Origin of the sequence: Streptomyces sp. ICC1, assembly GCF_003287935.1 — a bacterium.
In the GTDB taxonomy this organism is placed as follows: Bacteria; Actinomycetota; Actinomycetes; order Streptomycetales; family Streptomycetaceae; genus Streptomyces; species Streptomyces tritrimontium.
Window position 1 is genome coordinate 776,302 of the sequence record NZ_CP030287.1, and the last position, 26,450, is coordinate 802,751.

At 71.5% G+C, this 26,450-nt stretch carries 28 protein-coding genes and 2 tRNA genes; 17 read left to right on the forward strand and 13 right to left on the reverse strand.

Annotation, left to right across the window (positions count from 1 at the left end; genetic code table 11):
• Positions 1–54: 54 nt before the first annotated feature.
• From DRB96_RS03675 to DRB96_RS42665, 10 genes are all read right to left on the reverse strand, one after another.
• Positions 55–2,289 (reverse strand): glycosyltransferase family 39 protein, encoded by a 2,235-nt coding sequence (locus DRB96_RS03675; RefSeq protein ID WP_112446737.1) that lies wholly within the window; start codon positions 2,287–2,289, stop codon positions 55–57.
• The gene (locus DRB96_RS03680; RefSeq protein ID WP_112446738.1) at positions 2,289–3,554 is read right to left on the reverse strand and encodes a glycosyltransferase; all 1,266 of its coding nucleotides are present in this window, start codon (positions 3,552–3,554) and stop codon (positions 2,289–2,291) included. Before DRB96_RS03680 ends, DRB96_RS03675 begins: the two co-directional genes overlap by 1 nt.
• A 25-nt stretch (positions 3,555–3,579) precedes the next feature.
• A complete protein-coding gene (locus tag DRB96_RS03685; protein ID WP_239516768.1) occupies positions 3,580–5,133 on the reverse strand; it encodes a HAMP domain-containing sensor histidine kinase in 1,554 nt (517 codons plus the stop codon).
• A gap of 167 nt (positions 5,134–5,300) precedes the next feature.
• Positions 5,301–6,068, reverse strand: a complete 768-nt coding sequence (locus DRB96_RS03690) for a response regulator transcription factor (RefSeq protein ID WP_112446739.1) — start codon at positions 6,066–6,068, stop codon at positions 5,301–5,303.
• Between the two features lie 102 nt (positions 6,069–6,170).
• Positions 6,171–7,052 (reverse strand): amidohydrolase family protein, encoded by an 882-nt coding sequence (locus tag DRB96_RS03695; RefSeq protein WP_112446740.1) that lies wholly within the window; start codon positions 7,050–7,052, stop codon positions 6,171–6,173.
• The gene (locus tag DRB96_RS03700) at positions 7,033–7,374 is read right to left on the reverse strand and encodes an antibiotic biosynthesis monooxygenase (RefSeq protein ID WP_112446741.1); all 342 of its coding nucleotides are present in this window, start codon (positions 7,372–7,374) and stop codon (positions 7,033–7,035) included. Before DRB96_RS03700 ends, DRB96_RS03695 begins: the two co-directional genes overlap by 20 nt.
• A 113-nt stretch (positions 7,375–7,487) precedes the next feature.
• On the reverse strand, positions 7,488–8,393 hold the full coding sequence (locus DRB96_RS03705; protein ID WP_112446742.1) for a DUF2797 domain-containing protein: 906 nt from the start codon (positions 8,391–8,393) through the stop codon (positions 7,488–7,490).
• Positions 8,394–8,547: 154 nt separating this feature from the next.
• Positions 8,548–8,913, reverse strand: coding sequence for a PH domain-containing protein (locus DRB96_RS03710; RefSeq protein ID WP_112446743.1), 366 nt, complete (start codon positions 8,911–8,913; stop codon positions 8,548–8,550).
• Between the two features lie 218 nt (positions 8,914–9,131).
• Positions 9,132–9,590, reverse strand: coding sequence for a hypothetical protein (locus tag DRB96_RS03715; protein ID WP_112446744.1), 459 nt, complete (start codon positions 9,588–9,590; stop codon positions 9,132–9,134).
• 311 nt (positions 9,591–9,901) lie between these two features.
• Positions 9,902–10,339 (reverse strand): hypothetical protein, encoded by a 438-nt coding sequence (locus tag DRB96_RS42665; RefSeq protein WP_162688537.1) that lies wholly within the window; start codon positions 10,337–10,339, stop codon positions 9,902–9,904.
• 1,035 nt (positions 10,340–11,374) lie between these two features.
• Between DRB96_RS42665 and DRB96_RS46205 the strand changes: the two genes are divergently transcribed.
• Together DRB96_RS46205 and DRB96_RS03730 are read left to right on the forward strand one after the other, a co-directional pair.
• Positions 11,375–11,914, forward strand: a complete 540-nt coding sequence (locus DRB96_RS46205) for a nuclease-related domain-containing protein (protein WP_343234503.1) — start codon at positions 11,375–11,377, stop codon at positions 11,912–11,914.
• 67 nt (positions 11,915–11,981) lie between these two features.
• On the forward strand, positions 11,982–12,776 hold the full coding sequence (locus DRB96_RS03730) for an NUDIX domain-containing protein (protein ID WP_112446747.1): 795 nt from the start codon (positions 11,982–11,984) through the stop codon (positions 12,774–12,776).
• On the opposite strand, the gene DRB96_RS03735 is transcribed toward DRB96_RS03730, so the two are convergent.
• Entirely contained in the window at positions 12,760–13,800 is a 1,041-nt protein-coding gene (locus tag DRB96_RS03735; RefSeq protein ID WP_204357987.1) for an XRE family transcriptional regulator, read from the reverse strand. The genes DRB96_RS03730 and DRB96_RS03735 overlap by 17 nt on opposite strands.
• Positions 13,801–14,225: 425 nt before the next feature.
• Between DRB96_RS03735 and DRB96_RS03740 the strand changes: the two genes are divergently transcribed.
• The 12 genes from DRB96_RS03740 (at position 14,226) to DRB96_RS03795 (ending at position 21,088) form a co-directional block, all read left to right on the forward strand.
• On the forward strand, positions 14,226–14,582 hold the full coding sequence (locus DRB96_RS03740) for a hypothetical protein (RefSeq protein WP_112446748.1): 357 nt from the start codon (positions 14,226–14,228) through the stop codon (positions 14,580–14,582).
• Positions 14,583–14,584: 2 nt separating this feature from the next.
• Positions 14,585–15,940, forward strand: coding sequence for an FtsK/SpoIIIE domain-containing protein (locus DRB96_RS03745; RefSeq protein ID WP_112446749.1), 1,356 nt, complete (start codon positions 14,585–14,587; stop codon positions 15,938–15,940).
• Between the two features lie 83 nt (positions 15,941–16,023).
• Positions 16,024–16,209: a hypothetical protein gene (locus DRB96_RS03750; RefSeq protein WP_112446750.1), complete on the forward strand. Its 186-nt coding sequence runs from the start codon at positions 16,024–16,026 to the stop codon at positions 16,207–16,209.
• Positions 16,210–16,280: 71 nt separating this feature from the next.
• The gene (locus DRB96_RS03755) at positions 16,281–16,925 is read left to right on the forward strand and encodes a DUF2637 domain-containing protein (protein WP_112446751.1); all 645 of its coding nucleotides are present in this window, start codon (positions 16,281–16,283) and stop codon (positions 16,923–16,925) included.
• A gap of 9 nt (positions 16,926–16,934) precedes the next feature.
• Positions 16,935–17,129 (forward strand): mobile element transfer protein, encoded by a 195-nt coding sequence (locus DRB96_RS03760; protein WP_112446752.1) that lies wholly within the window; start codon positions 16,935–16,937, stop codon positions 17,127–17,129.
• 18 nt (positions 17,130–17,147) lie between these two features.
• Entirely contained in the window at positions 17,148–17,306 is a 159-nt protein-coding gene (locus DRB96_RS43670; protein ID WP_112446753.1) for a hypothetical protein, read from the forward strand.
• A gap of 24 nt (positions 17,307–17,330) precedes the next feature.
• Positions 17,331–17,672, forward strand: a complete 342-nt coding sequence (locus DRB96_RS03770; protein ID WP_112446754.1) for a SpdD-like protein — start codon at positions 17,331–17,333, stop codon at positions 17,670–17,672.
• A gap of 90 nt (positions 17,673–17,762) precedes the next feature.
• A complete protein-coding gene (locus tag DRB96_RS03775; protein WP_112446755.1) occupies positions 17,763–17,945 on the forward strand; it encodes a hypothetical protein in 183 nt (60 codons plus the stop codon).
• A gap of 5 nt (positions 17,946–17,950) precedes the next feature.
• On the forward strand, positions 17,951–18,274 hold the full coding sequence (locus DRB96_RS03780; protein ID WP_112446756.1) for a hypothetical protein: 324 nt from the start codon (positions 17,951–17,953) through the stop codon (positions 18,272–18,274).
• Entirely contained in the window at positions 18,271–19,659 is a 1,389-nt protein-coding gene (gene repSA, locus DRB96_RS03785; protein WP_275431880.1) for a replication initiator protein RepSA, read from the forward strand. Before DRB96_RS03780 ends, repSA begins: the two co-directional genes overlap by 4 nt.
• Positions 19,656–19,862 carry an excisionase family DNA-binding protein gene (locus DRB96_RS03790; protein WP_112446757.1) on the forward strand — a complete coding sequence of 69 codons (207 nt, stop codon included), beginning with the start codon at positions 19,656–19,658 and terminating at the stop codon, positions 19,860–19,862. Before repSA ends, DRB96_RS03790 begins: the two co-directional genes overlap by 4 nt.
• The gene (locus DRB96_RS03795) at positions 19,850–21,088 is read left to right on the forward strand and encodes a site-specific integrase (RefSeq protein ID WP_204357630.1); all 1,239 of its coding nucleotides are present in this window, start codon (positions 19,850–19,852) and stop codon (positions 21,086–21,088) included. The genes DRB96_RS03790 and DRB96_RS03795 overlap by 13 nt, the downstream gene beginning before the upstream one ends.
• A 78-nt stretch (positions 21,089–21,166) precedes the next feature.
• On the opposite strand, the gene DRB96_RS03800 is transcribed toward DRB96_RS03795, so the two are convergent.
• Positions 21,167–21,239, reverse strand: a tRNA-Arg gene (locus tag DRB96_RS03800).
• A 249-nt stretch (positions 21,240–21,488) separates the two neighbouring features.
• Positions 21,489–21,579: transfer RNA gene (locus DRB96_RS03805), tRNA-Ser, on the reverse strand.
• Between the two features lie 185 nt (positions 21,580–21,764).
• Here DRB96_RS03805 and DRB96_RS03810 point away from each other — a divergent pair.
• The 3 genes from DRB96_RS03810 (at position 21,765) to DRB96_RS03820 (ending at position 26,438) form a co-directional block, all read left to right on the forward strand.
• Positions 21,765–22,193 carry an SSI family serine proteinase inhibitor gene (locus DRB96_RS03810; protein WP_112446758.1) on the forward strand — a complete coding sequence of 143 codons (429 nt, stop codon included), beginning with the start codon at positions 21,765–21,767 and terminating at the stop codon, positions 22,191–22,193.
• A gap of 119 nt (positions 22,194–22,312) precedes the next feature.
• Positions 22,313–25,846, forward strand: coding sequence for a PAS domain-containing protein (locus DRB96_RS03815; protein WP_112446759.1), 3,534 nt, complete (start codon positions 22,313–22,315; stop codon positions 25,844–25,846).
• 13 nt (positions 25,847–25,859) lie between these two features.
• Positions 25,860–26,438 (forward strand): antibiotic biosynthesis monooxygenase, encoded by a 579-nt coding sequence (locus DRB96_RS03820; RefSeq protein WP_112446760.1) that lies wholly within the window; start codon positions 25,860–25,862, stop codon positions 26,436–26,438.
• Positions 26,439–26,450: the final 12 nt, after the last annotated feature.

Sequence of the window (26,450 nt, forward strand, 5' to 3'; positions counted from 1 at the left end):
GTCGGTGAAGCGCGGGGGCCGTGCCCCGGCGGGGTCCGACGGGTGGCGGGGTGTTCAGGACGTCGCGGTGGCGGGCGCCGTCAGGTCGTAGAAGGTGGCTCCGCCGACCGTGGACGCCGTGAAGTTGGCCTTGACCCAGGTCTCGATGGCACTGCTGGTGCCGCCGCCGGGTCCACCGCCGCCCCGGGCCGCGGTCGCGGCCTCGCCGGTGCCTTCCTGCGCGCCGCCGGCTGCCGCGCTGCCCTGGCCGATGAAGTAGTGGATCTTCCCGGACTCCACGTACGCCTTGAACTGCTCCAACGTCGGCGAGGGGTCGCTGCCGTTGAAGCCGCCGATCGCCATCACCGGTTCGCCCGAGGCCAGCTGGTAGCTCGCCGCGTTCTGCGAGCCGACGGCGGCCGCGGCCCAGGTGTACGCGCCGGCGCCGGCCCGCAGCGCGGCCGTGGCCTCGGCGCTCGTCTTCGTCCCGCCGAGCAGGCCGCCCATGCCGCCGCCCATGCCCCCGCCCGTGCCGCCGGGGCCGCCGCCGGTCCGGGCCGTCCGGCCGCCGTCGCCGGGCTGGTTGCCGCCGGGCTGGCCGGTACCGGGCTGGTTGCCGTCGGGGGCCTGGCCGCCGGGGGCCTGCCCACCCGGTACCTGGCCACCGCCCTGGGGCGTGCCCTGCGGTGCGCCACCGCCCGGCATCTCGAAGACGCGCATCCCGGCGCCGCCCGGGCCGCCGCGGCCGCCCGCGACCGCGGGACCGGCCGTGACGATCGACCCGGTGTGCGGGGTGGTCATCGTGGTCAGGCAGTACGCGAGGGGTCCGGCCAGGGCCGCGGCCAAGCCGACTGCCGCCACGCCGAGTGCGCCGCGGCGGCCCAGCCGCGCCGCGAACGGCAGCAGGAGTGCGCTTCCGAGTCCGGCGGCGAGCAGCCCCCAGCGCAACCACGGCACGTACCCGGCGGAGCGGCCGAGCAGCACGAACGCCCAGTACGACGTGATCACGAGGGTGCCGGCCAGGGTGAGGGAGGCCGCCCGGCTGCCCCGCTCCTCCCACAGGACGGCGATGCCCATGCCGACGAGCGCGGCCACGAACGGGGCCAGGGCGACGGTGTAGTACTCGTGGAAGATGCCCTGCATGTAGCTGAAGACGAGTCCGGTGATCAGCAGGGAGCCGCCCCAGGCGAGGAAGGCCGCGCGGGCCATGCCCTCCAGGGAGTCGGTGGTCCGGCGGGCCCGCCAGGTGACCGCGAGCCCGGCGACGAGCAGGATCAGGGCGGCGGGCAGCAACCAGGAGATCTGGCCGCCGATGTTGGACGAGAACATCCGGTCGATGCCGGTCTCGCCCCAGCTCATCCCGCCACCGCCACCGCCGCCACCACCGGGTCCGCCCGTGCCGGCCGCGCCGCCTTCGAGGGCCGTTCGGGCGCCGCCGCCTACGCTGCCGGTCTCCTCGCCGTTGATCCGGCCGAGTCCGTTGTAGCCGAGGGTCAGCTCCAGGAAGGAGTTCGTCTGCGAGCCGCCGATGTACGGGCGGGAGGCGGCGGGCCACAGTTCGACGATCGCCACCCACCAGCCGCCGGCCGCCACCATCGCGAGCGTGGCGAGCAGCAGCTGCCCGAGGCGCCGGCGCAGCCGGGTCGGCGCGCAGACGGCGTACAGCACGGCCAACGGCGGCAGGATGACGAAGGCCTGCAGGGTCTTGGTCAGGAAGGCGAAGCCGACCGCGACCCCGGCCCACACCAGCCACTTGGTGCGCGCGCCGTCGAGGGCCCGGAGCACGCAGTACACGGTGACCGTCATCAGCAGGGTCAGCAGCGCGTCGGGGTTGTTGAAGCGGAACATCAGCGCGGCGACGGGCGTGAGCGCGAAGACCGCGCCGCTGATCAGGGCGGCCGCCGGCCCGAACTGGCGGCGGACGGCGGCGTAGAGGACGGCGGCCGTGGCGACCCCCATCAGCGCCTGGGGCACGAGGATCTGCCAGGAGCCGAGCCCGAAGAGCCGGACGGACAGCATCATCGGCCACAGGGCGGCCGGGGGCTTGTCGACGGTGATGGAGTTGCCCGCGTCGGAGGAGCCGAAGAAGAAGGCCTTCCAGCTCTCGCTGCCCGCCTGGACGGCCGCGGAGTAGAAGGAGTTGGCGTAGCCGGAGGAGCCCAGGTCCCACAGCAGCAGGGCGGCCGTGGCGAACAGCAGCCCGGCGAAGGCGGGGCGCTCCCACCGGGGCCGGGCGGCGTGCGCCCGGACTGCCCGGGCGGACGGGGTGGGCGGGGCCGGCGGGTGGAGCGGCAGTGCTGCCGTGGTCATCAGGAGTGGTCCTTCGCGGGAGTGGCGCGCCGTTCGGGAAAGACCCAGGCGCGGAAGAGCAGGAACCGCAGCACGGTGGCGGCGAGGTTGGCGGTGACCAGGACGGCCAGTTCGGTGCCGTGCGCCGGCCGGCCGCCCGCGGCCGCGAGCGCGGCCAGCGATCCGCTGGTCAGGGCGAGCCCGATGCCGAACACCACGAGCCCCTGGGCCTGGTGGCGCGCGGCGCGCTCGCGGCCGCGGACGCCGAAGGTGAGCCGACGGTTGGCGGCGGTGTTGGCGACGGCGGAGAACAGCAGCGCGGCGGCGTTGGCGAGCTGGGGCCCGGCGGCGGTCCGGGCCGCGGAGTAGAGCAGCAGGTAGAGGAGCGTGGACAGGGCGCCGACCACGCAGAAGCCCAGGAGCTGGCGGGCGAGTCCGCGCGGGACCCCGGGCAGGGCGGTGCGGTCGCGCGGGTCGTCGCCGAAGGGGCGGGCGAGCCGGTCGAGGGGGAGCGCGCCGACGGCCAGCGCCCGCCCCACCCGCCAGACCCCCTTGAGGTCCTCGGCGGCGGTGCGGGCGATGTGGACGGTGGAGTCGGGGTCGTCCACCCAGTCCACCGGCACCTCGTGGATCCGCAGTCCGGCCCGCTCGGCGAGGACGAGCAGTTCGGTGTCGAAGAACCAGCCGGAGTCCTCCACGAGCGGCAGCAGCCGGGTCGCGACCTCGCGGCGGATGGCCTTGAAACCGCACTGGGCGTCGCTGAACCGGGCCGACAGCGAGGAGCGCAGGAGCAGGTTGTAGGCGCGGGAGATGAACTCCCGCTTCGCTCCGCGGACCACGCGGGAGGACCGGGCGAGGCGGGTGCCGATGGCGAGGTCGGAGTGGCCGGAGATCAGCGGGGCCACCAGCGGCAGCAGCGCGTTGAGATCGGTGGAGAGGTCCACGTCCATGTACGCGAGCACGGGCGCCTCGGAGTCCCCCCACACGGTGCGCAGGGCCCGGCCGCGGCCCTTCTCCTCCAGCCGGGTGCTGCGCACACCGGCGACGGAGGCGGCGAGGTCGGCCGCGACCTCGGGGGTGCGGTCGGTGCTCGCGTTGTCGGCGATGGTGATGCGGAAGGGGTACGGGAAGGTCCGGGTGAGGTGCTCGTGCAGCCTGCGCACGCAGGGACCGAGGTCCGTCTCCTCGTTGAAGACCGGGATCACCACGTCGAGGACGGGCTCACCCGGTACGGGCGCGAGGGGCGCGCGCACCGGGAGGGCTCCGGGAGAGGTGTCGGTTGGCATGCTCCGACCCTCCCGGCCGGGGCTGTCACCGCTGTGTGCTGACCCTGTGCCCTGTCTGTGAGTCCGGGCGGCCCGGGACGAATGGGGCCGGGGCCTTGATCAGGGCCGGGGCCGGGGCCGGGGCGGCGGGGAGGCGGACCTCGAAGGAGGTGTGGCCCGGGGTGCTGTGGACGTCGACGCGGCCGCCGTGGGCCCAGACCACGGCCTGGACGATGGCCAGGCCGAGGCCGGTGGAGCCGGCCGACCGGGAGCGGGAGGCGTCGCCCCGGGCGAACCGCTCGAAGACGTGGGGCAGCAGCGCGGGCGGGATCCCGGGGCCGTCGTCCTCGATCCGGAGCCGGACGGCGGATGTTTCACGTGAAACACGAGCCGTGACGGTCGTGCCGGGCGGGGTGTGGGTCCGGGCGTTGGCCAGCAGGTTGACCAGGACCTGCTGGATGCGGGCCGCGTCGGCGTGGACGGGCGCGGGCTCGTCGGGAAGCTCCAGGCGCCAGTGGTGCTCGGGGCCGGCGACCCGGGCGTCGCTGACCGCGTCCACGACGAGCGGGGCCAGATCGGTGTCCTCGGTGGACAGCGGGCGGCCCGCGTCGAGCCGTGCGAGCAGCAGCAGGTCCTCCACCAGGCCGGTCATCCGGGTGGCTTCGGACTCGATCCGGCCCAGCGCGTGCCGGGTGTCGGGGCCCGGCTCTTCCCGGCCCCGGCGGGTCAGTTCGGCGTAGCCGCGGATCGAGGCCAGCGGGGTGCGCAGCTCGTGGCTGGCGTCGGCGACGAACTGCCGGACGCGGGTCTCGCTCTGCTGGCGTGCGGTCAGGGCCGAGGAGACGTGGCCCAGCATCCGGTTGATGGCGGCGCCGACCTGCCCGACCTCGGTGCGGGGGTCCGCCTCCGCGTCGGGGACCCGCTCGTGCAGGGCGGGCTCGCCGCTGTGCAGGGGGAGCTCGGAGACCCGGGTGGCGGTGGCGGCGACCCTCCGCAGCGGGCGCAGGGCGACTCCGACCAGGGCCTGTCCGGCGAGGGAGGCCGCGATCAGCCCGGCGAGGGTGACGCAGACCTCCACCGCGATCAGGGTGTGCACGGTGGAGTCGACCTCGGTGAGCGGGAAGCCGAGGACGATGCTTCCGTCGGGCGCGGTCAGCACCCGGTAGCCGCCGAGTCCGGGCAGGTTCAGCTCGACCGGACCGCCGGGACGGCCGGGACGGCCGTTGGCGGCCTTGCGGGCGGCCCCGGCGAGGACCGAGGCCTGCTCCGGGGTGAGGGGCGGGTGGCCGCCGGAGCCGGAGCCGGAACCGCCGATGGCCGCGCTCCGCTCGCTGCGGACGCTGTCGATGACCTTCCCCGAGGCGTCGAGGCGGACCCCGGTGGCCCCCAGCGGGGACCCGGGGCCCATGACGACGCCGAGGTTGTTCTCCCGGGCGGACTTGCCCAGGTTGGGGCGGCTCGCCATCTCGACGGAGACGCGCAGCTGTTCGTCGACCTTGTCGACCAGGTACGAGCGCAGGGCGAGGGTGGTGACGGTGCTGATGGCCGCGCCCACGACGGCGATCAGGACCACCGCCGAGACGACCAGCCGGGTGCGCAGGGACCAGGGCCGCCGGCTGCGGCGGGGGCGCCGGGGGCCGCCCGGGCGCGCGGGGCGCCCCGGCCTGCGCGGACGGCGCCGCAGGAACGGGGAGCGCGGGAAGGACGGGGAGGACGGGGAGGACGGGGAGGACGGATCCTCCGCGGTACGTGTGGAGTCGAGCGCCACTACTCGGCCGGCTTGATCAGGTAGCCGGCCCCGCGCCGGGTGTGGATCATCGGCGGAAGGCCGGTTCCGCCCTCCAGCTTCCGCCGGAGGTAGGAGATGTAGAGCTCGACGACGTTGGCCTGGCCCCCGAAGTCGTACGACCACACGCGGTCCAGGATCTGCGCCTTGCTCAGCACCCGGCGCGGGTTGCGCATCAGGTACCGCAGCAGCTCGAACTCGGTGGCGGTCAGGTGGACGTCCTGGCCGCCCCGGGCCACCTCGTGGCTGTCCTCGTCGAGCCGCAGGTCTCCGACCTGGAGCACCGAGCCGCCGCGCGCGGCCTGCGCCGCGCCGGAGCGCCGGACCAGGCCGCGCAGCCGGGCCACGACCTCCTCCAGGCTGAACGGCTTGGTGACGTAGTCGTCGCCGCCCGCCGTCAGGCCCGCGATGCGGTCCTCGACCGAGTCCTTCGCGGTCAGGAACAGCACCGGGACCTGCGGGATCTCCCGGCGCAGCCGGCCGAGGACGGCCAGTCCGTCCATATCGGGAAGCATGATGTCGAGGACCACGACGTCCGGCTTGAACTCCCGCGCCGCGCGTACCGCGCCCGCCCCGTCGCCCGCGCTGCGCACTTCGCAGCCCTCGTAGCGCAGGGCCATGGAGAGCAGTTCGGAGAGGGCGGCCTCGTCGTCCACGACGAGGACCCGGCAGGGTCCGCCGTCGGGCCGTACGAGGGCCGTGGGGTTGCCGGTGGACGTGGACGCGTGGGAGGTGGTCGTCGCAGTCATGCGTTCACGCTGGCCGCCGCCTCTGAGAGCGTTCTTGCCTGAACCTGTGAATTACCTGAGAAACCGGGCGCACGAGAGCCCCGCCCGCGGCGGCCCCGCCCCTCAGTCCAGGTGGAAGAGCCCGGCGGCGTTGTCGTGGCAGACGGCGCGCAGCCAGGCGTCGCCGAGGCCGAGCCGTTCGAGAGCCTCGAGCTGGTGCTCGTAGGGGTAGGGGATGTTCGGGAAGTCGGTGCCCAGCAGGATCCGGTCGCCGAGGCCGGCGAGCCGGCCCCGGTCCTGCGGGGGGAACCCGCTGAACTGCTCGGAGAAGTCGGTGAAGGCCATCGTGGTGTCGAGGCGGACCTCGGCGTACCGGTCGGCGAGGTCCAGGAAGTCGGCGTACTCGGGCATCCCCATGTGCGCGACGATCAGCGGCAGCCGGGGGTGGCGGGCCAGCAGCCGGGCGATCGGCTCGGGCCCGGTGTGCTTGCCCGGGACGGGCCCCGAGCCGCAGTGGACCACGGTCGGGATCCCGGCCTCGGCGAGCAGCCCCCACACCGGGTCGAGCCGGTCGTCGGTGGGGTCGTACCCGCCCACCTGGAGGTGTGCCTTGAAGACCCGGGCCCCCGCCTCCACGGCCTGGCCGACATACGCCGCCACCCCGTCCTCCGGGAAGAAGGTCGCGGTGTGCAGGCAGTCGGGGGTGCGGGCGGCGAAGTCCGCGGACCAGGAGTTGAGCCAGGCGGCCATGGCCGGCTTGTGCGGGTAGAGCATCGCGGTGAAGGCCCGGACCCCGAACTCCCGCAGCAGCGCGACCCGCTGCTCCTCCTCGTGCCGGTAGGTGATGGGCCACTCGACGCCGGTCAGCGGACCGACCGCGTCGAAGTAGTCCCACACCTTGTCCAGGACCCGCTCGGGCATGAAGTGGGTGTGTACGTCGACCAGTCCGGGCACGCCGAGCCGTTCCCGGAAGACGCGGACCGCCTCAGCGGTCTTCGCGGACAAAGCCGTGGCTCCGCTCGACGGTCGCGACGTGCAGCGTGTAGCTCTCGTACCAGTCGGCACGGCCCTGCCGCATGGCCGCCTGGTGCTCCAGGTCCCGGCGCCACACGGCGAGGGACTCGTGGTCCCGGAAGTAGCCGACGGTGATGCCGAGTCCGCCGGGGGTGCGCGCCGACTCGTAGCCGAGGAAGCCCGGGTTGGAGCTGACGAGCTCGGTCATCCGCTCGAGGGTCTCCGGGTAACCACCGTCGTCGGCGGTCCGGACACTGGTGAAAACACTCATCACGTACGGCGGTTCGAAGGCCTGCACAGGCTGGATGCTCATGCCCACCACCCTCTGCGGCCCGGACCTGGCATGTCCACCGGAAAACGTCCCGGGAGGCCAAAGGGATCCAAGTTTTGACCTTGGACCCAGCAGCCCGTGCTGGTCAGGCCTGGTCAGAACAGCCCGTCCTGCGCGCCGGCAGCCTCGGGCGCCGCCGGCGGGATCCCGGCGGTCGGCACCTCGCTGCGTGCCCCTTCGCCCGGCGCCACCAGCTCCCATCCGGCGAGCAGCCGGGTGTCCACGACCAGCCCGTCGGCGAAGTGCAGATCGGGACCCGCGGCTCCGGCCAGCCGCCCGGAGACCGTCCCCCCGGACACCATCTCGGTGATCACCCGGTCGGGGGCGGGCAGCGCACCGAGGCCGAAGGGGTCCCCGTGGTCGATCACCTCGCACTCCAGCCGCCCCAGCGACTCCGGCCACCCCTCCAGCGCGGCCGCGCGCGCGTGCAGCCCGGCGACCTCCGCCGCCCGCTCGGACCGCGGCGGCAGGTGGCCCCGTACGGCCCGCTTGCGCGCGTAGGCGATCCGGTCGGGCACCCCGAGCGCGGCCCGCAGCAGCTCTTCCGTCCGCCGTGCGGCCATCAGCGGGCCGCGCCCCAGCCAGGCCCAGGTCACCGCACCCTGCTCCAGCAGCCGGGCGGATCCGCGTTCCTCGGCGGTGATCCCCACCTTGAGCAGTCCGGGCCCGAACCACGCGAGGTAGACCCGATAGGTGCGCGGATCGGCCGCGTTGGTGTCGGCGGCCACCGAGAAGGACCGGTCCAGACGGGCGCAGTCGGGGCACTGCGCGTTCCCGACCCGCCCGGGCACCGTCAGGGCCGTCGGGCACGGCGTCCGCCGGCCGGCCCGCCGGACGCCGAGGCAGTGGCGCTCCCCCCGCGCGGCGAAGGCCAGCTGCTGCCCGTACGTGAGGACGCTGCTGCGCTCCGCCCCATCCGGCCGGCCCTGCGGACCTTGCTGCCACCACCCGATGGCCGGCCGTCCGTCGCTCCACCGGATTCCGGTGCACCACCAGCTCACAGCGGGAGCGGCCGCTCGAAGAAGGCGCACTGGACCAGTGCCCCGCCGGTTTCCTTCACGCGGTCTTCCTCCCACCCTGGTGATGTCGACGACGGGCCTCCCCCGCCCCTGGCCGGGGGCGCCCCGACCTGTCCGGCCCAACCAGCCCGTCCGGCTACCGGGTGACGAACTGCGTCAGGATCGCCTGGACCTCATAGATGTCGACGCCCTTGGTGAAGGTCTTCGATATCGGCTCGGCGGTTCCGGAGAGCCATATCTTCAGCTCGGCGTCGAGGTCGAAGTGCCCGGCGGTCTCCACCGAGAAGTGCGTGATGCTCCGGTAGGGAATCGAGTGGTACTCCACCTTCTTCCCCGTGATCCCCTGCTTGTCGACGAGCACGAGCCGCCGGTCGGTGAACAGGATGGTGTCGCGGATCAGCAGATACGCGGCATGCACCTGCTCCCCCTGCCCCAGCAGCCGCGCGTAGTCGCGGTGCGCCGACGCCGGATCCACTGCGTGTGCGTTCCCGAACAGTCCCATGAGGGTCCCCCCTGCCTTCCCGGTGAATCGATCCCGATCGAGCCCACGGCCCCGATCTCCACGAACCGTATCCGGGTCCCACACCACCCCGCGTCCCCCGCCGGAGCCATCTCCCCCTGTGGCTCCCCGGAGCCAGCCCTCCTCCCCGAGGAGGAGGAAGAGGAGGAGGAACGAAGAGGGACGGAGGGCGATCCGGCCGGGCGGGGGGCGCTCGAGGATCAGTCGCAGCGCTCGACGGTTTCCGGCCGCAGTCTCAGCTCCTGCACCTGATAGCAGTCCGAGTAGACGGTGGCGATGACGGCGCCGCACGCGCACACCAGGTTGGGCCCCCATTCCCCGTCCATCCCGCAGCAGTAGCCGCGGCGCATGGCCGGGTCCGGGTGGGGCTCCAGGCCTATGCCGTCGCCCGGGTGGAGTACGGCGGTGCCCCGCGGACCGGACTCCACCAGCAGCCCGGACGGCCCGTCCAGTACGTACGGCGGTCCGGACGGCTCTGGGTCGACGGCGAACGCACCCGGGGCCATCCGCACGATCGGTCCGTCGCTGTGGCCCTTCGCGTCCGAGGGCGACGCCTGCGGCCGGTACCAGCCGTCATCCGTGTCCGGGTCCGGCAGGGGCCGCTCTGCGAGGGCGGGCGTCACCGCACGGCGGCAGGCGCGGCACCGGAAGACCGCCATCGGGGCACCTCGCTTCCTCGGCCCGCGCGAAGGGGCCCTCACATCCTCACGGCACGGGGCAACGCAAGAGGCCCCCCGGTGAACCGGGGGGCCTCTTGGGCTGTGCACTCGGCAGGATTCGAACCTGCAACCTTCTGATCCGTAGCTCTAGCCAGATCGGTCAGCGACGGCCATACCGGCCGCTTCGAGGCCCGGGACGGACGCTATAGGACACTACCGGCTGCTGTGGTTGCGGTACTCCGCTGCTGTACTGCGTACTGCTAGAGCCTAGGTTGACAAAGCTCTCAGCTCGCACGCCTGACCTAACGCGACTACTTCTTTCCCACAACGCTTCCAATGAAGGCCATAATGCCGATAATGACAGCATAGAAAAGGAAGAAGAATGCGCCTGCCGCTATCCCAGGAAAGGCCATGAGCTTCTCTTCAGATTGCAACCCGTCCCAAATTGCACCCTTTTGTGTGACCATCAGGGCGCCAACGCCCCCGACCGCGGAGAGCACGCCAAGGATGGCAAGGAATACCCCGCCAGTAGCTACACCGAAAATAAAAAGCACCACGCCGCCCGGCACTGCAGAAATAGCGAACAGCCTGATGTTCTTATGCAGTTCCTCCCGGGCATAGATCCCGTCTACCTTCTTATTCGGGTCTAGACCCCTCCGCCACCCACATACACAAATCTCATTCCGCAGCATCTGATTTTCGCAGGCTCTGCATGCCACCCGCCTCGGCTGCTGGACGTTCTCTCCCACCGGTTGATCAGGCATTGGGCTCGCCTCGCCTCGCCTAGCTCACCGTAGAGGATCCACTTCCATCTGACCTCTGATCGGCATCGGGTGCAAACTCGCAGGCGGCGCCAGTCAGAATGCACCCCGCTGTCATCCCGTCTGCCGTCGTCCCACACGGAGTGGTAGCAGGGCAGTCGCCAGGGGCCCAGGTGGAGCGCCCCGCTGGACGAACGACCTGGGCCCCTGGCGGCTGGTCTGCTACGGCTTGCCCTGGGACGACGGCAGACGGGATGACAGCCCCCCACCCCGAACCACAACGAAGCCGCGGTCGCACGACTGGCCCCCGCATCCCAGAGTCAGAGCGCCCCCGCCGGAGGCATCCGTCCTGACATGCGGTTCACCGCTCAGGCCAGGCTCATCCTGCCCATCAAGTCCTTAGCCATTGGCGCGCGGCCGGCGCCCCGGGCTGGAGCGGGGCGCAGACAGGAGCGCAGGCCCGGGGCGACGGGCGCGCGACGCCGCCTTGGCGGCGGAAGCGCCCTTGATGAAGTAGGGAAAGTTTGACCCCACTCCGCTCTGGCCTGGGACCCGTAGGCATCCGTCACCGCTCAGACCTTGACCCTTGGCCCTCTTGTGGGGGCGTGATTCGGCTGGTCCCATGGCCTTCGGGGCAGGACGTGACTGGGGGCAGCCGTGAGCGAACTGAGGGTCGCCAGGTGGAAGAGGCATGGACAGGATCGGCTCTACGTGAACTTGCCGGACGGTACAGCCGCGGCGTGGGTGGACCTCCGCACTGGCAAGGTGACTGTCCTCCTCGAAGAGCATCGGCGTGCGGCTCTGCGACTGCTCCAGCCTCACCTCACCGGAGAAGCTCCGTCCCCAACGCAGCCACCGAAAGCGCAGCCACCGAAGCCGCCTACGGGTGTGAAGCCCATCGGATCGCGGCCTACGCCAGTCGTACGGCCGACGTTACCGACCCTGACGACACCTGATGATCTCGCCCTCAACCGTCCGGGGGCCGAACTGCTTTCTCTCATTGCGGCCAAGGGGCCAACGCCCATGCAGCGTGCATTCGCTCGCCTGCTGCGCAGGAAGACCGAATGGGACTCCTGGTTCAAGGGGTTGGCCGGTGAGCGGAAGGTGGGAGCCGAGCTCGAACGCTTGACGGCCTACGGCTGGAAGGTTCTGCACTCCCTTCCGCTGACGCGGGGCGGGGACATCGACCACATGCTTATCGGCCCTGGCGGGGTGTTCACCATCAACACCAAGAATCATCCCGGCAAGTCGGTGTGGATTGGGGACACCATGGTGAAGATCGACCATGGGCCCGCGCGGCCTTACGTCGTCAAGAGCCGTGCCGAGGCGGAGCGCGCTCGAACCGTCCTGGCGAGTCACTGCTCGTTCCCGGTACCGGTGGAGCCAGTCTTGGTGTTCGTTGGGGTGAAGGAGCTACCAGTCGTGCCCACCCAGCTTGCGGTCCGCATCTACAGGGAACGAGAGGTAGCGGCCCTGGGTCCGCTCACAGGGAAGCTCTCTCCTGAGCAGGTGGATGAGGTGTACGCCGTTGCCCGTCATCGCAGGGCATGGCTCGGACCGTAGTCAGCAGGTGCCTCCGCTGACTACGCTGGTGCGGTCCAGTCAATGAGCAGGGGAGTGTGCTGAAGGCATGGGGCCGAAGTCGGAGCGGGTGTACCGCACGATTCGTGAGTGGATCGCGACAGGAAAGTACCCGCCCGGGGCCAAGCTCCCGTCCGAGCGAACACTCTCAGAAGACCTTGAGATCGGTCGTACGCAGCTTCGGCAGGTCCTCGCGAAGCTCATCGCCGAGGGTGTCCTCGAAGTGTATGGACGCAGCTCCTACCGTGTGCCGGACCGCTCAGTGTCTGTGACCACTCCTCCCGACTTGGAGCGGTGGCAGATCCACGGTGAGCGGACTGTGTACGACAACCGGTGGGTGAAACTGACGCTCGCCGACGTTGAGCCTCCTGGTGTCGAGCGCTTCGAGCACCATGTAGTGCGGCTCCACCACGTGGCGATCTCCGCTGTTCTGGATGATCAGGACCGGGTTCTCATGCTGTGGCGGTACCGCTTCGTCCCCGACTCCTTCGGCTGGGAGCTGCCTGGCGGCATCGTGGATCCGGGAGAAGACCCCGCCACGACCGCACTCCGCGAGGTGGAGGAAGAGACCGGCTGGCGGCCCGACGCCCTTGAGCACGTGGTGACGTACCAACCCATGGTCGGCATGGTGGACTCGCCTCACGAGATTTACGTGGGGAGAGGCGCGCAGCATGTTGGCGAGCCCACCGACCTTGAGGAAGCGGGATACGTCGCATGGGTGCCTCTCGCCGACATTCCTGAGCTCATGGCTCGGGGTGAGCTGATGGGCTCCGGGACGCTGGTCGCCCTCCTCCACGTGCTGGCCTCTCGTGCGGCCGGCGCGCCGCCTACAGCTGCTGCGTGAGCTGCTCGATCCGGCGGCGCTGTCGTACAGATCCTGTGCGGTTCGCCAGTAGGCGAGCCTGCTGAAGGTGCTCGCGTCCCTGGTCGTACTCGCCTCGGGCGAGATGTGCCTGAGCCAGGTCGCATCGAAGACCCGATGCGGCTCGGATGAATGTCGGATCCAGGGCACCAAGCGCGTCGTACAAGCTGTCGACCGCGTCATCGTCGCCGAGCAGGGCTAGGGCATTGCCTCGCCACCGTCTCAGATGGCCGTGGTTCAGGAAGATGCTCAGCATGTCGGGATCCCTGGCTTCCTCTCCGCCCGGGAGCCATCGCGCGGCTTCGTCCAAAGCTCGACGGCAGTCGTCCGCCAATCCCGCCTTGGCGCAGATCTCGGCCTCTGCCGCATACAGCCATGCCTTCAACCGCGGGGACAGGTGCGTGCCGCCCACTCGGATGGCGTCACGGACCAACTCGACGGCGGTGGCCGGCCGCCCGGCATCACAGAGCACGTATGCCTGCTCTGCGGTGGCGTGAGCCAGGTACATGGGCTCGCCCGCCTCCTGGGCTGCCCGCTTACCTAACTCGTAGTGCCTCCAGGCTCGCTCCACCGCTCCGGAGTCGAGGGCTTGCCATGCAGCGAGTGTTGCCGCGCCCGCGAGAGCCCGTGCTACTGGACGCCTGGTCTCCGGCAGTACGGCGAACGTGAGCGCGTCCTCAAGCGTGGACAAGTGCCCTGTCATCTGGTCGACAAGGTTCGCTGCTCCCATCTGGCGATCCACGGTTCGCAGTAGTTCCGTTTGGTCCATGAAGGTCTTCACCATGGTGAGACTGACGCTGCGAGCCGCGTCGATACGGTTCACCAGTTCGTCATACCCATCGGCCTCGGGTGCCGCCGAACTGGTTCGCCGGCCTTGGAGCTCGTCGTCCGTGATGCCGAGCAGGGCCCGCAGGACCTTGCCGTACCGCTCGGAAATAGGACGCCTGCCGTTCTCCCACTCCGAGACGTAGACATGCAGGCTCGCCGTCGAAGCGACCGTCAGCACGTGCTGGCGCGCGTACCGCTCGATCTCTCGAACCAAGCGTTCCTGTGACCACTCTCGTGCATGCCGCGCTGTTCGAAGTCCGTTCGTCACGTGCACCGCCCTGCATGTGATTTCTGAGCCGTGAAGGCAGCATGCCTCACATCGATGCAGGTGGTCAGGGGTTAACCCGAACTGGGTTAACCCCTGTTGGCTACCGGGCTGTTGGGGCTTGAGGTTCTCTAGGAGTGCCGCAGGAAGTCGAGTTGAGAAGTCGGCTCGCGGCAACGCTTGACATCTGGTGCGCACCAGATGCAACCTATTGGTGCGCACCAGTTGGGAACCGAAGGGCCCGTGGCTGGATGACCCGGGCCAACGTCAACGGAACGGAGCGGCGACCCACCGCCAAGTAGCCCGCCGCTCCCACCCCTCTGAAAGGGAGTTCAATCATGCGTCAGATTCCCGTCGACACCGCAGCCGCCATGGTGATGGTCGCCCAACCTCCGGCCGTGAAGATCAAGGACCGTCGGACCGGTGAGATCGCCACCGACGCCGAGACCGGCGCCCAGATGATGACCGTGGACGTGCTCTTCGCCGCCTACGGGGAGGCTGAGGTCTTGTCTGTGTCCGTGCCGGCGCCTGGTATCTCGGGTGAGCTGGTCATGGGTACCCCGGTCGCGCTGACCGGTCTGGTGGCCCGGCCGTGGGAGAACGAGTTCAACGGGCAGAAGCGCCACGGCATCAGCTTCCGCGCCGTCGCGGTGACCTCCCTGACCGCCGATGTCTCGAAGCCGAAGGCTGCCTGACCGTGAACGCCTTAACGGTCACGCTCCTGGTCCTCGTCACCATCGCGCTCGTACTGCGCTGGCGGCGCCCGGCCTGGTACTGGTTGACCTTCGGGGTCACCTTCGCTGCCCTGCGGGTCCTGGTCCGCTACCGGTCGGTGATGGAAGCCTGCGGGCTCACCGTCCCGCCCTCGCGGTGGCGCCTGGCCCTCGCCCGGTGGTCCGACCGCCCAGTCCCCGAGTCCCGGGGGCCGCGAATCCTGCGGATGCGGCCAACTCGGACCGGGCTGGTCCTGCGGCTCAGGCTCCGGCCCGGCCAGGATGCCTACGACGTCGCCGCCGCGACGGACCGACTGCGCCATTCCTTCGCTCTGCACAACGTGAGTGCCCGGGAGGTCAGGTCGTCGGTGATCGAGCTGCGGATGACCGGGTACGACGTCCTCAAGCGGGTGCAGATGCCCGCCCCGCGCGACGACAAGCCGATGAGTATCCCGGTGGCCCTGCGGGAAGACGGCGAGATCTTCCGCCGCGACTACCTTCAGGTGCCCCATGCCCTGAACGTCGGGGCCACGCAATCCGGAAAGTCCGTCTACATGCGCACCCTGGTGGCCGGCCTGGCCACTCAGCACGTGGCCCTGGTCGGGATCGACTGCAAGAACGGCGTGGAACTCGCACCACTGGCCCGCCGCTTCACCGCGCTCGCCGACAGCCCCGAGACCGCCGCCGATCTGCTGGCCGAGCTCGTCCGCTACATGGCCCGCGTCTACGAGATCATCCGGCGCGAACAGAGGATCAGCTCCGACACCCCGGACGCGGAGATCACCGCCAACATCTGGGACCTGCCCAAAAACCTGCGCCCCGTCCCCGTCGTACTCCTGGTCGACGAGGTCGCAGAGCTCGCCCTGTGGGTCACCAAGGAGGAGGAGAAGCGGCGGGATCAGATCATCACCGACCTGGTCCGCCTCGCCCAGCTCGGCCGCGCCGCCGGCATCTACCTGGAAATCTGCGGCCAAAGGTTCGGCTCCGAACTCGGCAAGGGCATCACCATGCTCCGCGCCCAGCTCACGGGACGTTCCGCCCACCGCGTCAACGACGAGACCTCGGCGAACATGGCCTTCGGGGACATCTCCCCGGACGCAGTCCTCGCCGCGGTCCAGATCCCTACCGACCGCCCTGGTACGGCCGTGGTCGGTGACTCCTCCGGCGGCTGGGTCCGGATCCGTACCCCGCACACCACGCTCCGCCAGGCCGTGAACGTCTGCAACGCGAACGCCCACCGCACGCCGGACATCGGCGAACTGGCGCCCTTCCGGCCCGTACTGCCCGCCCCCGTGCTGACCGGCAAGGTCCGGCCGAAGCCCACCGCGGCCAGCGTCTGATCCTCCCTCTCGCTCCACCGGTCGGCGTGACCGCACCACGCCAGGTCCCTACCCCTCTCATGCCCAAAGCAGGAGTGATCCTCATGGCCACCGCGAGGAAGACCACCACCCGCAAGCCCGCCCCGGCACCGTGCCCCGACTGCAACGGCAGCGGCGAGACCGCCGAAACCGTCCGCGTCGGATCCCGCCGGACTGCCCGCGAGACCGCCGACCGTCAGGCCGCTCTCTGCCTGACCTGCTTCGGCACCGGACAGGCCCCGACCACCTGAACCGCCAGGACCGGGCGGCCGGCCAACTGTCCCGCCCGGCCCCGGCTCCAACCCTGGAAGGAGTAACCCCGATGCTCGCCAAGCCTCGCCCGGACGCCGTTCTCGTTCAGGCCGTGATCGCTGGGGCCCTGTCCTTCGCCCACCTCCACGACCTCGCCGAAGCCGCCGGACAGACGGGCTGGAAGGCCTGGGCCTACCCGGTCAGCGTGGACCTGCTCCTCGTCGCCGCCTGGCGCCGACTCCGGCTCCTGAGGGACGCCGGGGAACCAGTCCGCTCGGCCTGGACCTGGTTCACCGTCGCCCTTGCCGCGTCGCTGGGGGCGAACGTCGCCACCGCCGGACTCCTCGACCTCGGGTCGGTGCCCGCCTGGCTTCGGATCCTGGTCGCCGGATGGCCCGCCCTCGCCTTCCTCGGCGGAACCCTCCTCGTCCACCCCACCCCGACCCCCGCCGCGGCTCCCGCGGTGGAACCGGCCCCCGCGGTCATCGAACGCGACACCGCACCTGAACCCGTCGCCGAGCCGGAGCCAGTCCCGGCTCTCCCCGCACCCGAACCGGTGTCGGTGCCCGTTCCGGCCCCACTGGTCGAGCACGCCCGGAAACTCGCCGCCGATCATCTGGCCCGCACCGGCAGCCCGCTCGACACCGACACCCTGCGCGCTCGCCTCGGTGTGCCGGCCGCCATGGCCGCCGCCATCACCGCCCAACTCGCCTGAGGAGACCCGATGCCTGCCCCGGACCGCTTCCACTCGCTCATGCAGATCGGCCCCGTCCAGATCGGCACCTACCGCGACCGCCACGGCCGCACCAAGCACGCCGCCGTCTGCACCACCGACGGATGCGGCTGGTCCGTCACCAACTACACGACCAGCACCGCCGCCCAGCTCGCCGCACGTTCCCACCGCTGCCGCGTCAGCTGACCCCGGAAGGCCACCGTCATGGACGTCCCGCTCTGGCTCGCACTGATCGTCGTCGGCGCCCTCGGAATCAAGCTGATCCGCCCGCCCTGGTGGCTCGTCGCCGTGATCCTCCTCGGCGGCTACCTCCTCGCGGACAGCCTCCTCGCCCCCGTCATCGACAACGCCATCACCAAGTAACAAGCCTTCGAAGGGAGTACCGCCATGATCCGCCCGAAGATCCCGGTCAACCCGCTCCCGACCGGCCTCGTCATGCCGCTTGTCCAGTCGACCACGGATGCCACGGTTGAGCCGCACCACGGTGCCGTCCCGGCCTGCGGCTGCGACCACACCGCGACCCCGGCCGCCAAGCAGCCTCGCGTCCAGCTCCCCGCCGTCCGCCTCACCCCGGCCGGCCTCGTCGCCGCCGTCGCCGGTGGAGCCGGACTCGTCCTCGTCGTCGGGGCGGTCCTGGTCTCCATGCTCCTGGCCGTCGCCATCACCGGCGCCTCGGTCGCCGTCTGCGCCGTCGTCCTGCGCTCGCTGCTCAACCAGAACCACCGCTGACCGGCCCCGGGACGGCTTTCACCGCCAAGTTTCCGCCGTCCCGGCGCCGTACTCCTGCCCGAACCAGCCGATCCGGAAGGAAGCACCATCATGAACCAGAACGCCTTGGGACAGCTCTGCCCGAACTGCGACGGCCATGCCTCCGTCGCGATCACCCTCGGCGGCCGCGACCGCACCGGCCACCTGCGCACGATCACCGCCCACTGCCCCGCCTGCCACGGCACCGGCAAGCGCCTCGCCCGCCGCATCGTCGTCACCTCGGCCGCGCGGTGACCGCCATGCTGACCGACACCGACCTGACCAACCCGCTGACCACGCAGACCGCCGTGTTCGTAGCCCTCGCTCAACTGGCCGAACTCCACCCGGACCTGCCCGGCGCCTACATCACCACCAGCCAGATCACGCCCACCGAGGCACACGTTCTCCTCGACACCCCGGCCGATCTCGAAGCCTGGCGCCTGGCCACGCACACCGACGCTCGCGATGTGCAGCTCGCCAACCTCAAGAGCGACCGGCAACTCCTCTTCACCGCGCCTCTCGGCCGGATCACCCTCCGCGTCTACACGGTCTTCGCCCCTGCCCCCGCGGTGGTGACTGCGTGACCAACACCGCGACCCTCGCGGACCTGGACCCGGCCACCATCAGCGACATGCTGAAGGTGGCCGGGGCTCCCGGTTACGCACGCTGGGAAGACCAGATCCACCGAACGGGCGGCTGCTCCGACCCGATCCACATCACCGGCTGGACCCTCGCCAAGGACAAGGCGTCCGGCGAGATCCTGCACCACTACTCCACTGAGAACGAACCCGGCGCCCGCCTCCGCATTGCCTGCGGCAACCGCCGCGCCTCCCGCTGCCCCGCATGCGCCTGGACCTACGCCGGAGACACCTACCACCTGATCCGCGCCGGACTAGCCGGAGACGACCGCCGAGACATCCCCGCCACCGTCCGCGAACACCCCCGCGTCTTCGCCACCCTCACCGCCCCCTCCTTCGGTCCGGTCCACAACCGCCCCGCCGGCCGCCCCTGCCGCTGCGGCAAGCACCACCAAGAGGACGCCTCCGAACTCGGCACCGCCCTCGACCCGAACAACTACGACTACGCCGCCGCCGTCCTCTTCAACAACCACGCCAGCGGCCTGTGGGCACGCTTCGCCAACCGGCTCCGGCGGGAGATCGCCATCCGGGCCGGCCTCACGCGGCGCGAGCTCTCCGACGTCTGCCGGGTCTCCTTCGGCAAGGTCGCTGAGTTCCAGAGGCGCGGGGCGATCCACTTCCATGCCGTGATCCGCCTCGACGGACACGACGGGCCGGACTCCCCTCCGCCCTCCTGGGCCAGCACCCACCTGCTGACGGAAGCCATCCGAGCCGCCGCCGCCCACACGTACACCTCGATCACCGTCCCGGCCGCCGCAGACCAGCCCGCCCGCACCTTCCGCTGGGGGACCCAGCTCGACGTACGCCCCATCAAGGCCTTCGGGGACGGCTCCGACATCACCGAACAGGCGGTCGCCTCGTACGTCGCCAAGTACGCCACCAAGGCAGCCGAGAACACCGGCACCCTCGACCGCCGCATCGGCAACCGTGAGGCCCTGGTCCTCCTCGACGTCCCCGACCACACCGCCCGCCTGATCGGTGCCTGCCTCGACCTCGACCCGCTCTACCCGGACCGCCGCCTCGCCGCCTGGTCCCACATGCTCGGCTTCCGCGGCCACTTCTCCACCAAGTCCCGCCAGTACTCCACCACCCTCAGCGCCCTCCGACAGACCCGCGCCGACTACCGCGCCGCCCAAGAACGCGAAGCCCGCGGCCTCACCGACGCCGAGCCGGACACCGTGCTCGTCCTCGCCTCCTGGCAGTACGCCGGCCACGGCCACAGCCCCGGCGAGTCCGTCCTCGCCGCCACCATCGCCCGCGGCATCCAACTCAACCGCCAGACCGCCCGCGAAGCCCTGCACGAGCAACTCGCACCGGAGGGAACGGCATGACCACGACCGTGCTCCAGCCCAAGTGGCACACGACCGCCGAGGTCGCGACCCTGCTCCACTTCGGCCTGTCCAAGACCAAGATGCTCGTGCTGACCGGGGAGATCCGGTCGGTGAAGATCGGCCGCAACCGCCGCATCCTCCCGGCCTGGGTGGACGAGTACGTCGAGCGCATCACCGCCAGCGAGGAGGGGTGGGCGGCATGAGCGGCAAGCGCGGCAACGGCGAGGGCTCGATCTACCCCTACAAGAACGGCTACGCCGCCTACGTCTGGGTGACCAAGCCGGACGGCAAGCGCGCCCGGAAGTACGCCTACGGCAAGACCCGCGAGGAGGTCCACGAGAAGTGGCTCAACTTGCACGCGGAGGCGAAGAAGGGGCCCGTCGCGACTCGGCACCGGACGCTCGCCGCCTTCCTCTCGTACTGGCTCGACTCGATCGTCAAGCCCAATCTGGCGCCGCTGTCGTACGTGTCGTACGAGGGCTATGTGCGGCTCTACATCGCCCCGCACCTCGGCACGAAGCGGCTGGACAAGCTGACCGTCCGGGACGTCCGCGAGTGGCTGACCAAGCTGTCGGCCATCTGCCAGTGCTGTGCTCAGGGCAAGGACGCGAAGCGCGCCACCGCAAGACGGCGGTGCTGTGCCATCGGGGAGTGCTGCGAGTCGTACCCGTCCCGGCGCGTGATCCAGGGCTCGCGTGATGCCCTGCGGGCCGCCCTGACGCACGCCGTCACCGAGGAGGAGATCGGCAAGAACGTCGCCTCGCTCGTGAAGGTCCCCAAGCCTCGCCGCAAGCGGATCAAGCCGTGGTCCGTGGTCGAGGCGGGCCGCTTCCTGGCCGACGGGCTCGTCCGGGAAGATCACCTCTTTGCCGCGTGGATGCTCGTCCTGTGCCTCGGGCTGCGGCGCGGTGAGGTGCTGGGGCTGACCTGGAAGTCGATCGACTTCGACGCCGGGGAGCTCTACGTGGATCACCAGATCCAGCGGGCGGGGCGGCAGATCCTGCACCGGGAGACCAAGACCGAGGACTCAGACGACTTCCTCCCGCTGCCCTCCCTGTGCCTCAAGGCCCTGCGGATGCGGCAGGCCCAGCAGACCGGGGACCGGAAGGCGGCCGGGGAGCTGTGGCAGGACAGCCACGGCTTGGTGTTCACGACGAAGTACGGGACGCCGATCGAGCCGGGGAACCTGACGCGGATGTTCGCGCTGCGGGCCCGTCGCGCCGGTCTCCGGGTGATCCCGCTCCGGAACACCCGGCACACGTGCAGCTCGCTCCTGGTCGCGCTCAAGGTCCACCCGAAGGTGGCGCAGCGAATCCTGCGGCATTCGCAGATCGCCATGACGATGGAGGTCTACGCCGAGGCAAGCGAGGAAGAGGTGCGGGACGCGATCGGCAAGCTGTCCGAGGCAATGGGCGGTGCCGGCGGCTGAGGGGGTTGCTGTACTTCGCTGCTGTACGGCGGAAACGCCAGAGGGCCCGGACTTTCGTCCGGGCCCTCTGAGCTGCTGTGCACTCGGCAGGATTCGAACCTGCAACCTTCTGATCCGTAGTCAGATGCTCTATCCGTTAAGCTACGAGTGCTTGGCTGGCCGGGGTTTTGCGCCCCGTTGGCCTTGCGAGAACAACAATACATGGACCTCGCCGGGACGCGAAATCCATTAGCTCCACCCATGCTGACCTGCGGAAACGGCCTGGAAGAAGATCATCCGGTTGGCCTCGGGGCGCGGTCGGCGCGAGCCGTCATGGGCAGATCGCGCCACCGACCCGCAGCGCATCGGACCCCGAACGCACCGAAGCCCCGGTCCGCAAGGACCGGGGCTTCGTGAAGTGCGGAGGCGGAGGGATTTGAACCCTCGATGGGGGGTAAGCCCCAAACCGCATTAGCAGTGCGGCGCCATAGACCGGACTAGGCGACGCCTCCAGCACACCCTCGCGTACGAAGGTGCGTGCAGATGATGACACAGGCCAGGGGCCGGTCACCAATCCGCTCCCACGGTACAAGGAGGGCGGCCCGCAGGGCAAAGCCTTAAGCCTTCTCAGCACGCAACGTCGGAGGCCGCCCGTCGTTGGTCTGTCGTACGACGTACGGACGACCTGGAGTGCCCCATGCTGCGTCTCGCCGCTTTCGCCGTCACCTCCGCCCTGGCTGCCGCGGCGGCGGGGCCCCTGCCCCCGCTGCCGCCCCTGGGGCGGCTGCTGGCGGCTCCCGACCGGCTCACCATCACCATCTCCGACACCGGCAACCCCCGGGCGGACGGCGAGTACCGGCTCGAGTGCGACCCGGTCGGCGGGAACCACCCCCGGGCCCGGGACGCCTGCGTCCGACTCGAAGCCCTCGCCCGCGAGGGCAAGGACCCGTTCGCCCCCGTGTCCAAGCGGCAGCTCTGCACCATGGTCGACGGCGGCCGGGCCACCGCCCGGATCACCGGAACCTGGCACGGCCACAGGGTCGATTCCGAGTTCCGCAGGACGGACGGATGCGAGATCAGCCGGTGGAACGAGTTGGAACCTGTGCTTCCGCGTGGGCGTTCCTGACCTGGGAGGATGCGGCAATCACGCGGCATCCGCGGAACATCGGCCCTCCCACCGGGGGCCCGTGCCCTTAGACTCCTCCCGTGACATGCCGGTAGTTGTGGTCAGGGAGGAAGCTCGTCGTGAGCAGCAGGCCATCCCGAGGCGCTGCTCGCCTCGCAGCAATACTCGACGCTCTTCCGGACGCGCTGTTGCTCGTCAACGCCAACGGCACGGTCGTCAACGCGAATTCGATCGCCCTCGAGGTCATGGAGAGCCCCGGCACCGGGCTCGTCGGCCGGGGCGTACTCGACCTCCTGCCCGAATTCGACTCCAAGCTGATCCCCGGCTCCATGCGGCGGCCCGGTGAGGACGAAGGCGGCCGGGCGCGCCCCAAGCGGATGGTGGCGCGCCGAACCGACGGCAGCGAGTTCCCCGTCGAGGTCACCGCAGCCCACCTCGACGGCCGCGACGCCTACCGCGAGCCGCAGCCCTCGTACACCGGCGACGAGCTGCTGATGCTCGTCGTACGGGACCTCTCGCAGACCGTGGACACCGAGGCCGAGCTGGCCCGCTCCCAGCGGCAGACCGAGATGATCCTGCGCGCCGCCGCCGAGGGCGTCGTCGGCACGGACACCGACGGCCGGGTCGTGCTGGTCAATCCGGCCGCGGCGCAGATCCTCGGCTACCGCGCCACCGACCTCGGCAACCGCGAGCTGCACGGGCTGGTCCAGCACTCGCGCGCCGACGGCTCGCCGTTCCCCTTCGAGGAGTCCCCGCTCGCCGACACGCTGCGCAGCGGGCGCAAGCACCGGGTCCGCGGCCAGGTGCTGTGGAACAAGGCCGGGCAGCCCGTCGCCGTCGACCTCACCACCTCGCCCGTACGGGACGGGGAGCAGCTCGTCGGCGCCGTCATGACCTTCACCGACCGGCGCTCCTACGACGCGCTGGCCGCGCGCCACGCCCAGCTGCTGTCCGTGCTCGAGGACTCCCTGCGCGGACCGCTGGAGGAACTGCGCGGGGAGCTGGCCACGCTGGCCGCCGACGACGCGGGACAGCTGTGGCCCGAGGCCAACCAGCTGCTGCACCACCTGGCCGCCGGCTACTCCCGGATGACCACGCTCGTCGACAACGTGCTCGGCTTCCAGCGTCTGGACGCGGGCGGCGACAAGCTCAACAAGAAGAAGGTCCTGATCGACGGGGTCGTCGCGGCCGGCGTCGACGGCGCGGTCGAGCTGATCGGCCCCGGGCGGGCGCAGTTCGCCGTGCACGCCCCGACCATCGAGGCCGAGGTGGACGCCGAGCGGATCGCGACCGCCCTCGCGCACCTGGTCGCGGACGTCGCCGGGGTGGACGCCACCGGCAAGACCCGCCAGGGCAGCGGGTACATGGACTCGACGATCGTAGTGGCCGCCGCGCAGCGCGGTGACGTCGTACGGATCGAGGTGCGCGGGCCGTACGAGGGCGGCAACCCGGTGCACGAGCCGATCGTGCGGGGCATCGTGGCCGCGCACGGCGGTGTGCTGCAGACCGTGGAGGTGCCGGGCGCGCCCGGCGGGGCGTACGTGCTGGAGCTGCCGCTGGGTGCGGGGGCCGGGACGGTCACCCTGCCCGAGCCGGTGCCGGCGGCGGAGCGGGAACCGGGCACCGAGGGCGGTCCGGGGCAGGTCTCCGGCGGTCGGCGGGCCCGGCGCGGCGTGGACGCCTTCCTCGACGACGCGGACGCGGGCCCCGGCGGGGACGCCTCCGGCGCGGGCCGGGCCGCGGCCGCGGAACCGGCGGTCGACGGCGGGGCCGCGCTCGCGCTGCCTTCCGGGCGGCGCCGGGGCGGCGAGGCCGGTCCGGGCGACGGCGGTCCCGCGGAGCTCGCGCAGTCCCCGGTCAACCCTGCGGGCCTGGGCGGCCCCGGATCGGGCCCCGGTACGGGTCCCGGCTCAGGCCTCGGTACGAGTCCCGGCGCGGCCCCCGGCACGGTCACCGGCACCGGACGCCGCCGCGGCCAGAACGGCGACGGCGGCAGCGACAACCGCGTCGACAGCGGTCCCGGGCGGCCCGTGCCCCCGCAGGGCACCGCCATGCCCGCGCTTCCGCCCATGCCCGTGGGCCCCATGCCCGTGCCCCCGGTCCCCGTGCTGCCGGTTCCGCTGACCGAGCACCCCGCCGGGCGGCGACGTGCCCTGGGCGCGGCGGGGCCGGCGCAGCCCGGCGGTCCCGTGCAACCCGGCGGTCCGGTACATCCCGGGGGTCCCGTGCAACCCGGCGGTCCGGTTCGTCCCGGCGGTCCCGTGCAAGCCGGCGGGCCCGTGCCCGCGGCCGGGTTCGCGGCCCCCGCCGCGCAGCGGCCCATCGCTCCCGAGGGCGGTTTCGCGCTGCCCGCCGGCCCGACCGCGGTCCCGGCGGCGCAGCCCCCGCAGCCACCCGCCATGGCCGGTCCCGTCCCCGCTCCCGGCGACGCCGACGGCGAAGGCCCGGGCGGGCGTCGTGGGCGACGGGTGCTGGGCGCGCCCCCCGCCGAGGCCGAAGCCCCCGCCGGGCAGGCCGACGCGGGCGCGCAGGGCCTCGTAGACCCCGAGACGCACCCCACCGGGCGGCGCCGTGCGCTGCCCGCCACTCCGGCCTGGCCCGTTCCCTCGGCGCGCACCGCGCCGGAGGAGGAGGCCGCCGGGCAGATCGCCGTGCCCGGGGCCCGGCAGCCGCAGGACACCCCGGCGGAGTCCGCCGGGGCGCCGATCAGCGTGCGCGCGCTGGGCGCCCTCGGCCAGGGCACCTCCTCGACCGACACCAACGGCTCCGGCCGCCGCCGGCGCCTCGCGGAGCCCGCGCCCCAGGGCCGCGCCTTCGCCATAGGAGCCCCCGAGGCGGGCTCCGCCGAGGGCCCCGAGCCGCTGGACGGCCCCGGCGGGGCCGTCGAGGTGGTCAACCGGCCCGTGCCGGCTCCGGTGGACGACGAGCTGCCGCCCGAGCCGCTGGACAACCCGCGCCGGCTCCTGGTGTGGCCCGCTCCCGACGTGCAGACGCAGGCCGCGCTCAGCGACCGCGGCTACCGCCCGGTGATCGTGCACTCCCGCGAGGAGGTCGACGCGCAGATCGCGGCGTTCCCGGCCGCGCTGTTCGTGGACCCGCTGACCGGGCCGATCACCCGGACCGCCCTGCAATCGCTGCGCCAGGCCGCGGTGGCCGCCGAGGTCCCCGTGCTGGTCACGGCCGGGCTGGGGCACGCCACGCGCGAAGCCGCGTACGGCGCCGATCCGGCCGTCCTGCTCAAGGCGCTCGCGCCGCGCGACAGCGATCAGCACCCCTCTCGGGTGCTGCTGATCGAGGAGCACGACGAGATCGCGACCGCGCTGACCGCCGCCCTGGAGCGGCGCGGCATGCAGGTCGCGCGCGCCGACGCCGACACGGACGCCGTGGAGCTGGCGACGCGGATGCGGCCCAACCTGGTGGTGATGGACCTGATGCAGGTGCGCCGCCGCCGGGCCGGGATCGTGGACTGGCTGCGCGCCAACGGGCGGCTGAACCACACCCCGCTGGTCGTCTACACGGCCATGGGGATCGATCCGGCCGAACTGCCGCGACTGGCCTCGGGCGAGAGCGTGCTCTTCCTCGCCGAGCGGTCCACCACGCCCGATGTGCAGGGCCGCATCGTGGACCTGCTGGCCAAGATCGGCACCAACTAGTCATTCTGGCGGCATGGCCGTCATCGACACGAGTGAGCAGACCGTCCCGGAAGACAGCGGGGAGGTCAGCCTGCTGATCGCCCGCCAGGTGGAGCCGGGGCACGAGGAGAACTTCGAGGCCTGGGCCCACGGCATCCTGGAGACGGCCGCGACCTTCCCCGACCACCTGGGCTACGGGCTGTTCCGCCCGGCCAGGGAGGGCGGTCCGTGGTTCCTCGTGCACCGCTTCCGCGACCACGCGGCCTTCCAGCGGTGGCAGGACTCCGCCGAGCGCGCCGAGTGGTTCTCCAACTGCCTCGGCCACCACCACACCGAGATAGCCCGGCGCGAACTGCACGGCATGGAGACGTGGTTCGCGAAGCCGGGTACGGCCCGGCCCGCGCCGCCGCGCTGGAAGATGGCGATCAGCTCCGGGCTGGCCATCTTCCCGATCTCGCTCGCGGGCAACGCGCTGCTCGGGCCGTACCTGGTGAACCTGCACTTCGTGTTGCGGACGGCCGCCTTCGCCGTCGTCTTCAGCACCCTGATGACCTACGTGGCCATGCCCGCGATCAGCAAGCTGCTGCGGCCCTGGCTCACGCGGGGCCAGTAGCCCCCGAGGGGG

What these genes read in the sequence shown, in the direction of transcription:
- DRB96_RS03675 (WP_112446737.1), bottom strand. Translation starts at nt 2,289, where the DNA reads ATGACCACGGCAGCACTGCCGCTCCACCCGCCGGCCCCGCCCACCCCG.
- DRB96_RS03680 (WP_112446738.1), bottom strand. Translation starts at nt 3,554, where the DNA reads ATGCCAACCGACACCTCTCCCGGAGCCCTCCCGGTGCGCGCGCCCCTC.
- DRB96_RS03690 (WP_112446739.1), bottom strand. Translation starts at nt 6,068, where the DNA reads ATGACTGCGACGACCACCTCCCACGCGTCCACGTCCACCGGCAACCCC.
- DRB96_RS03700 (WP_112446741.1), bottom strand. Translation starts at nt 7,374, where the DNA reads ATGAGCATCCAGCCTGTGCAGGCCTTCGAACCGCCGTACGTGATGAGT.
- DRB96_RS03710 (WP_112446743.1), bottom strand. Translation starts at nt 8,913, where the DNA reads ATGGGACTGTTCGGGAACGCACACGCAGTGGATCCGGCGTCGGCGCAC.
- DRB96_RS03715 (WP_112446744.1), bottom strand. Translation starts at nt 9,590, where the DNA reads ATGGCGGTCTTCCGGTGCCGCGCCTGCCGCCGTGCGGTGACGCCCGCC.
- DRB96_RS46205 (WP_343234503.1), top strand. Translation starts at nt 11,375, where the DNA reads ATGCAGCGTGCATTCGCTCGCCTGCTGCGCAGGAAGACCGAATGGGAC.
- DRB96_RS03730 (WP_112446747.1), top strand. Translation starts at nt 11,982, where the DNA reads ATGGGGCCGAAGTCGGAGCGGGTGTACCGCACGATTCGTGAGTGGATC.
- DRB96_RS03740 (WP_112446748.1), top strand. Translation starts at nt 14,226, where the DNA reads ATGCGTCAGATTCCCGTCGACACCGCAGCCGCCATGGTGATGGTCGCC.
- DRB96_RS03750 (WP_112446750.1), top strand. Translation starts at nt 16,024, where the DNA reads ATGGCCACCGCGAGGAAGACCACCACCCGCAAGCCCGCCCCGGCACCG.
- DRB96_RS03755 (WP_112446751.1), top strand. Translation starts at nt 16,281, where the DNA reads ATGCTCGCCAAGCCTCGCCCGGACGCCGTTCTCGTTCAGGCCGTGATC.
- DRB96_RS03760 (WP_112446752.1), top strand. Translation starts at nt 16,935, where the DNA reads ATGCCTGCCCCGGACCGCTTCCACTCGCTCATGCAGATCGGCCCCGTC.
- DRB96_RS43670 (WP_112446753.1), top strand. Translation starts at nt 17,148, where the DNA reads ATGGACGTCCCGCTCTGGCTCGCACTGATCGTCGTCGGCGCCCTCGGA.
- DRB96_RS03770 (WP_112446754.1), top strand. Translation starts at nt 17,331, where the DNA reads ATGATCCGCCCGAAGATCCCGGTCAACCCGCTCCCGACCGGCCTCGTC.
- DRB96_RS03775 (WP_112446755.1), top strand. Translation starts at nt 17,763, where the DNA reads ATGAACCAGAACGCCTTGGGACAGCTCTGCCCGAACTGCGACGGCCAT.
- DRB96_RS03780 (WP_112446756.1), top strand. Translation starts at nt 17,951, where the DNA reads ATGCTGACCGACACCGACCTGACCAACCCGCTGACCACGCAGACCGCC.
- DRB96_RS03790 (WP_112446757.1), top strand. Translation starts at nt 19,656, where the DNA reads ATGACCACGACCGTGCTCCAGCCCAAGTGGCACACGACCGCCGAGGTC.
- DRB96_RS03810 (WP_112446758.1), top strand. Translation starts at nt 21,765, where the DNA reads ATGCTGCGTCTCGCCGCTTTCGCCGTCACCTCCGCCCTGGCTGCCGCG.
- DRB96_RS03820 (WP_112446760.1), top strand. Translation starts at nt 25,860, where the DNA reads ATGGCCGTCATCGACACGAGTGAGCAGACCGTCCCGGAAGACAGCGGG.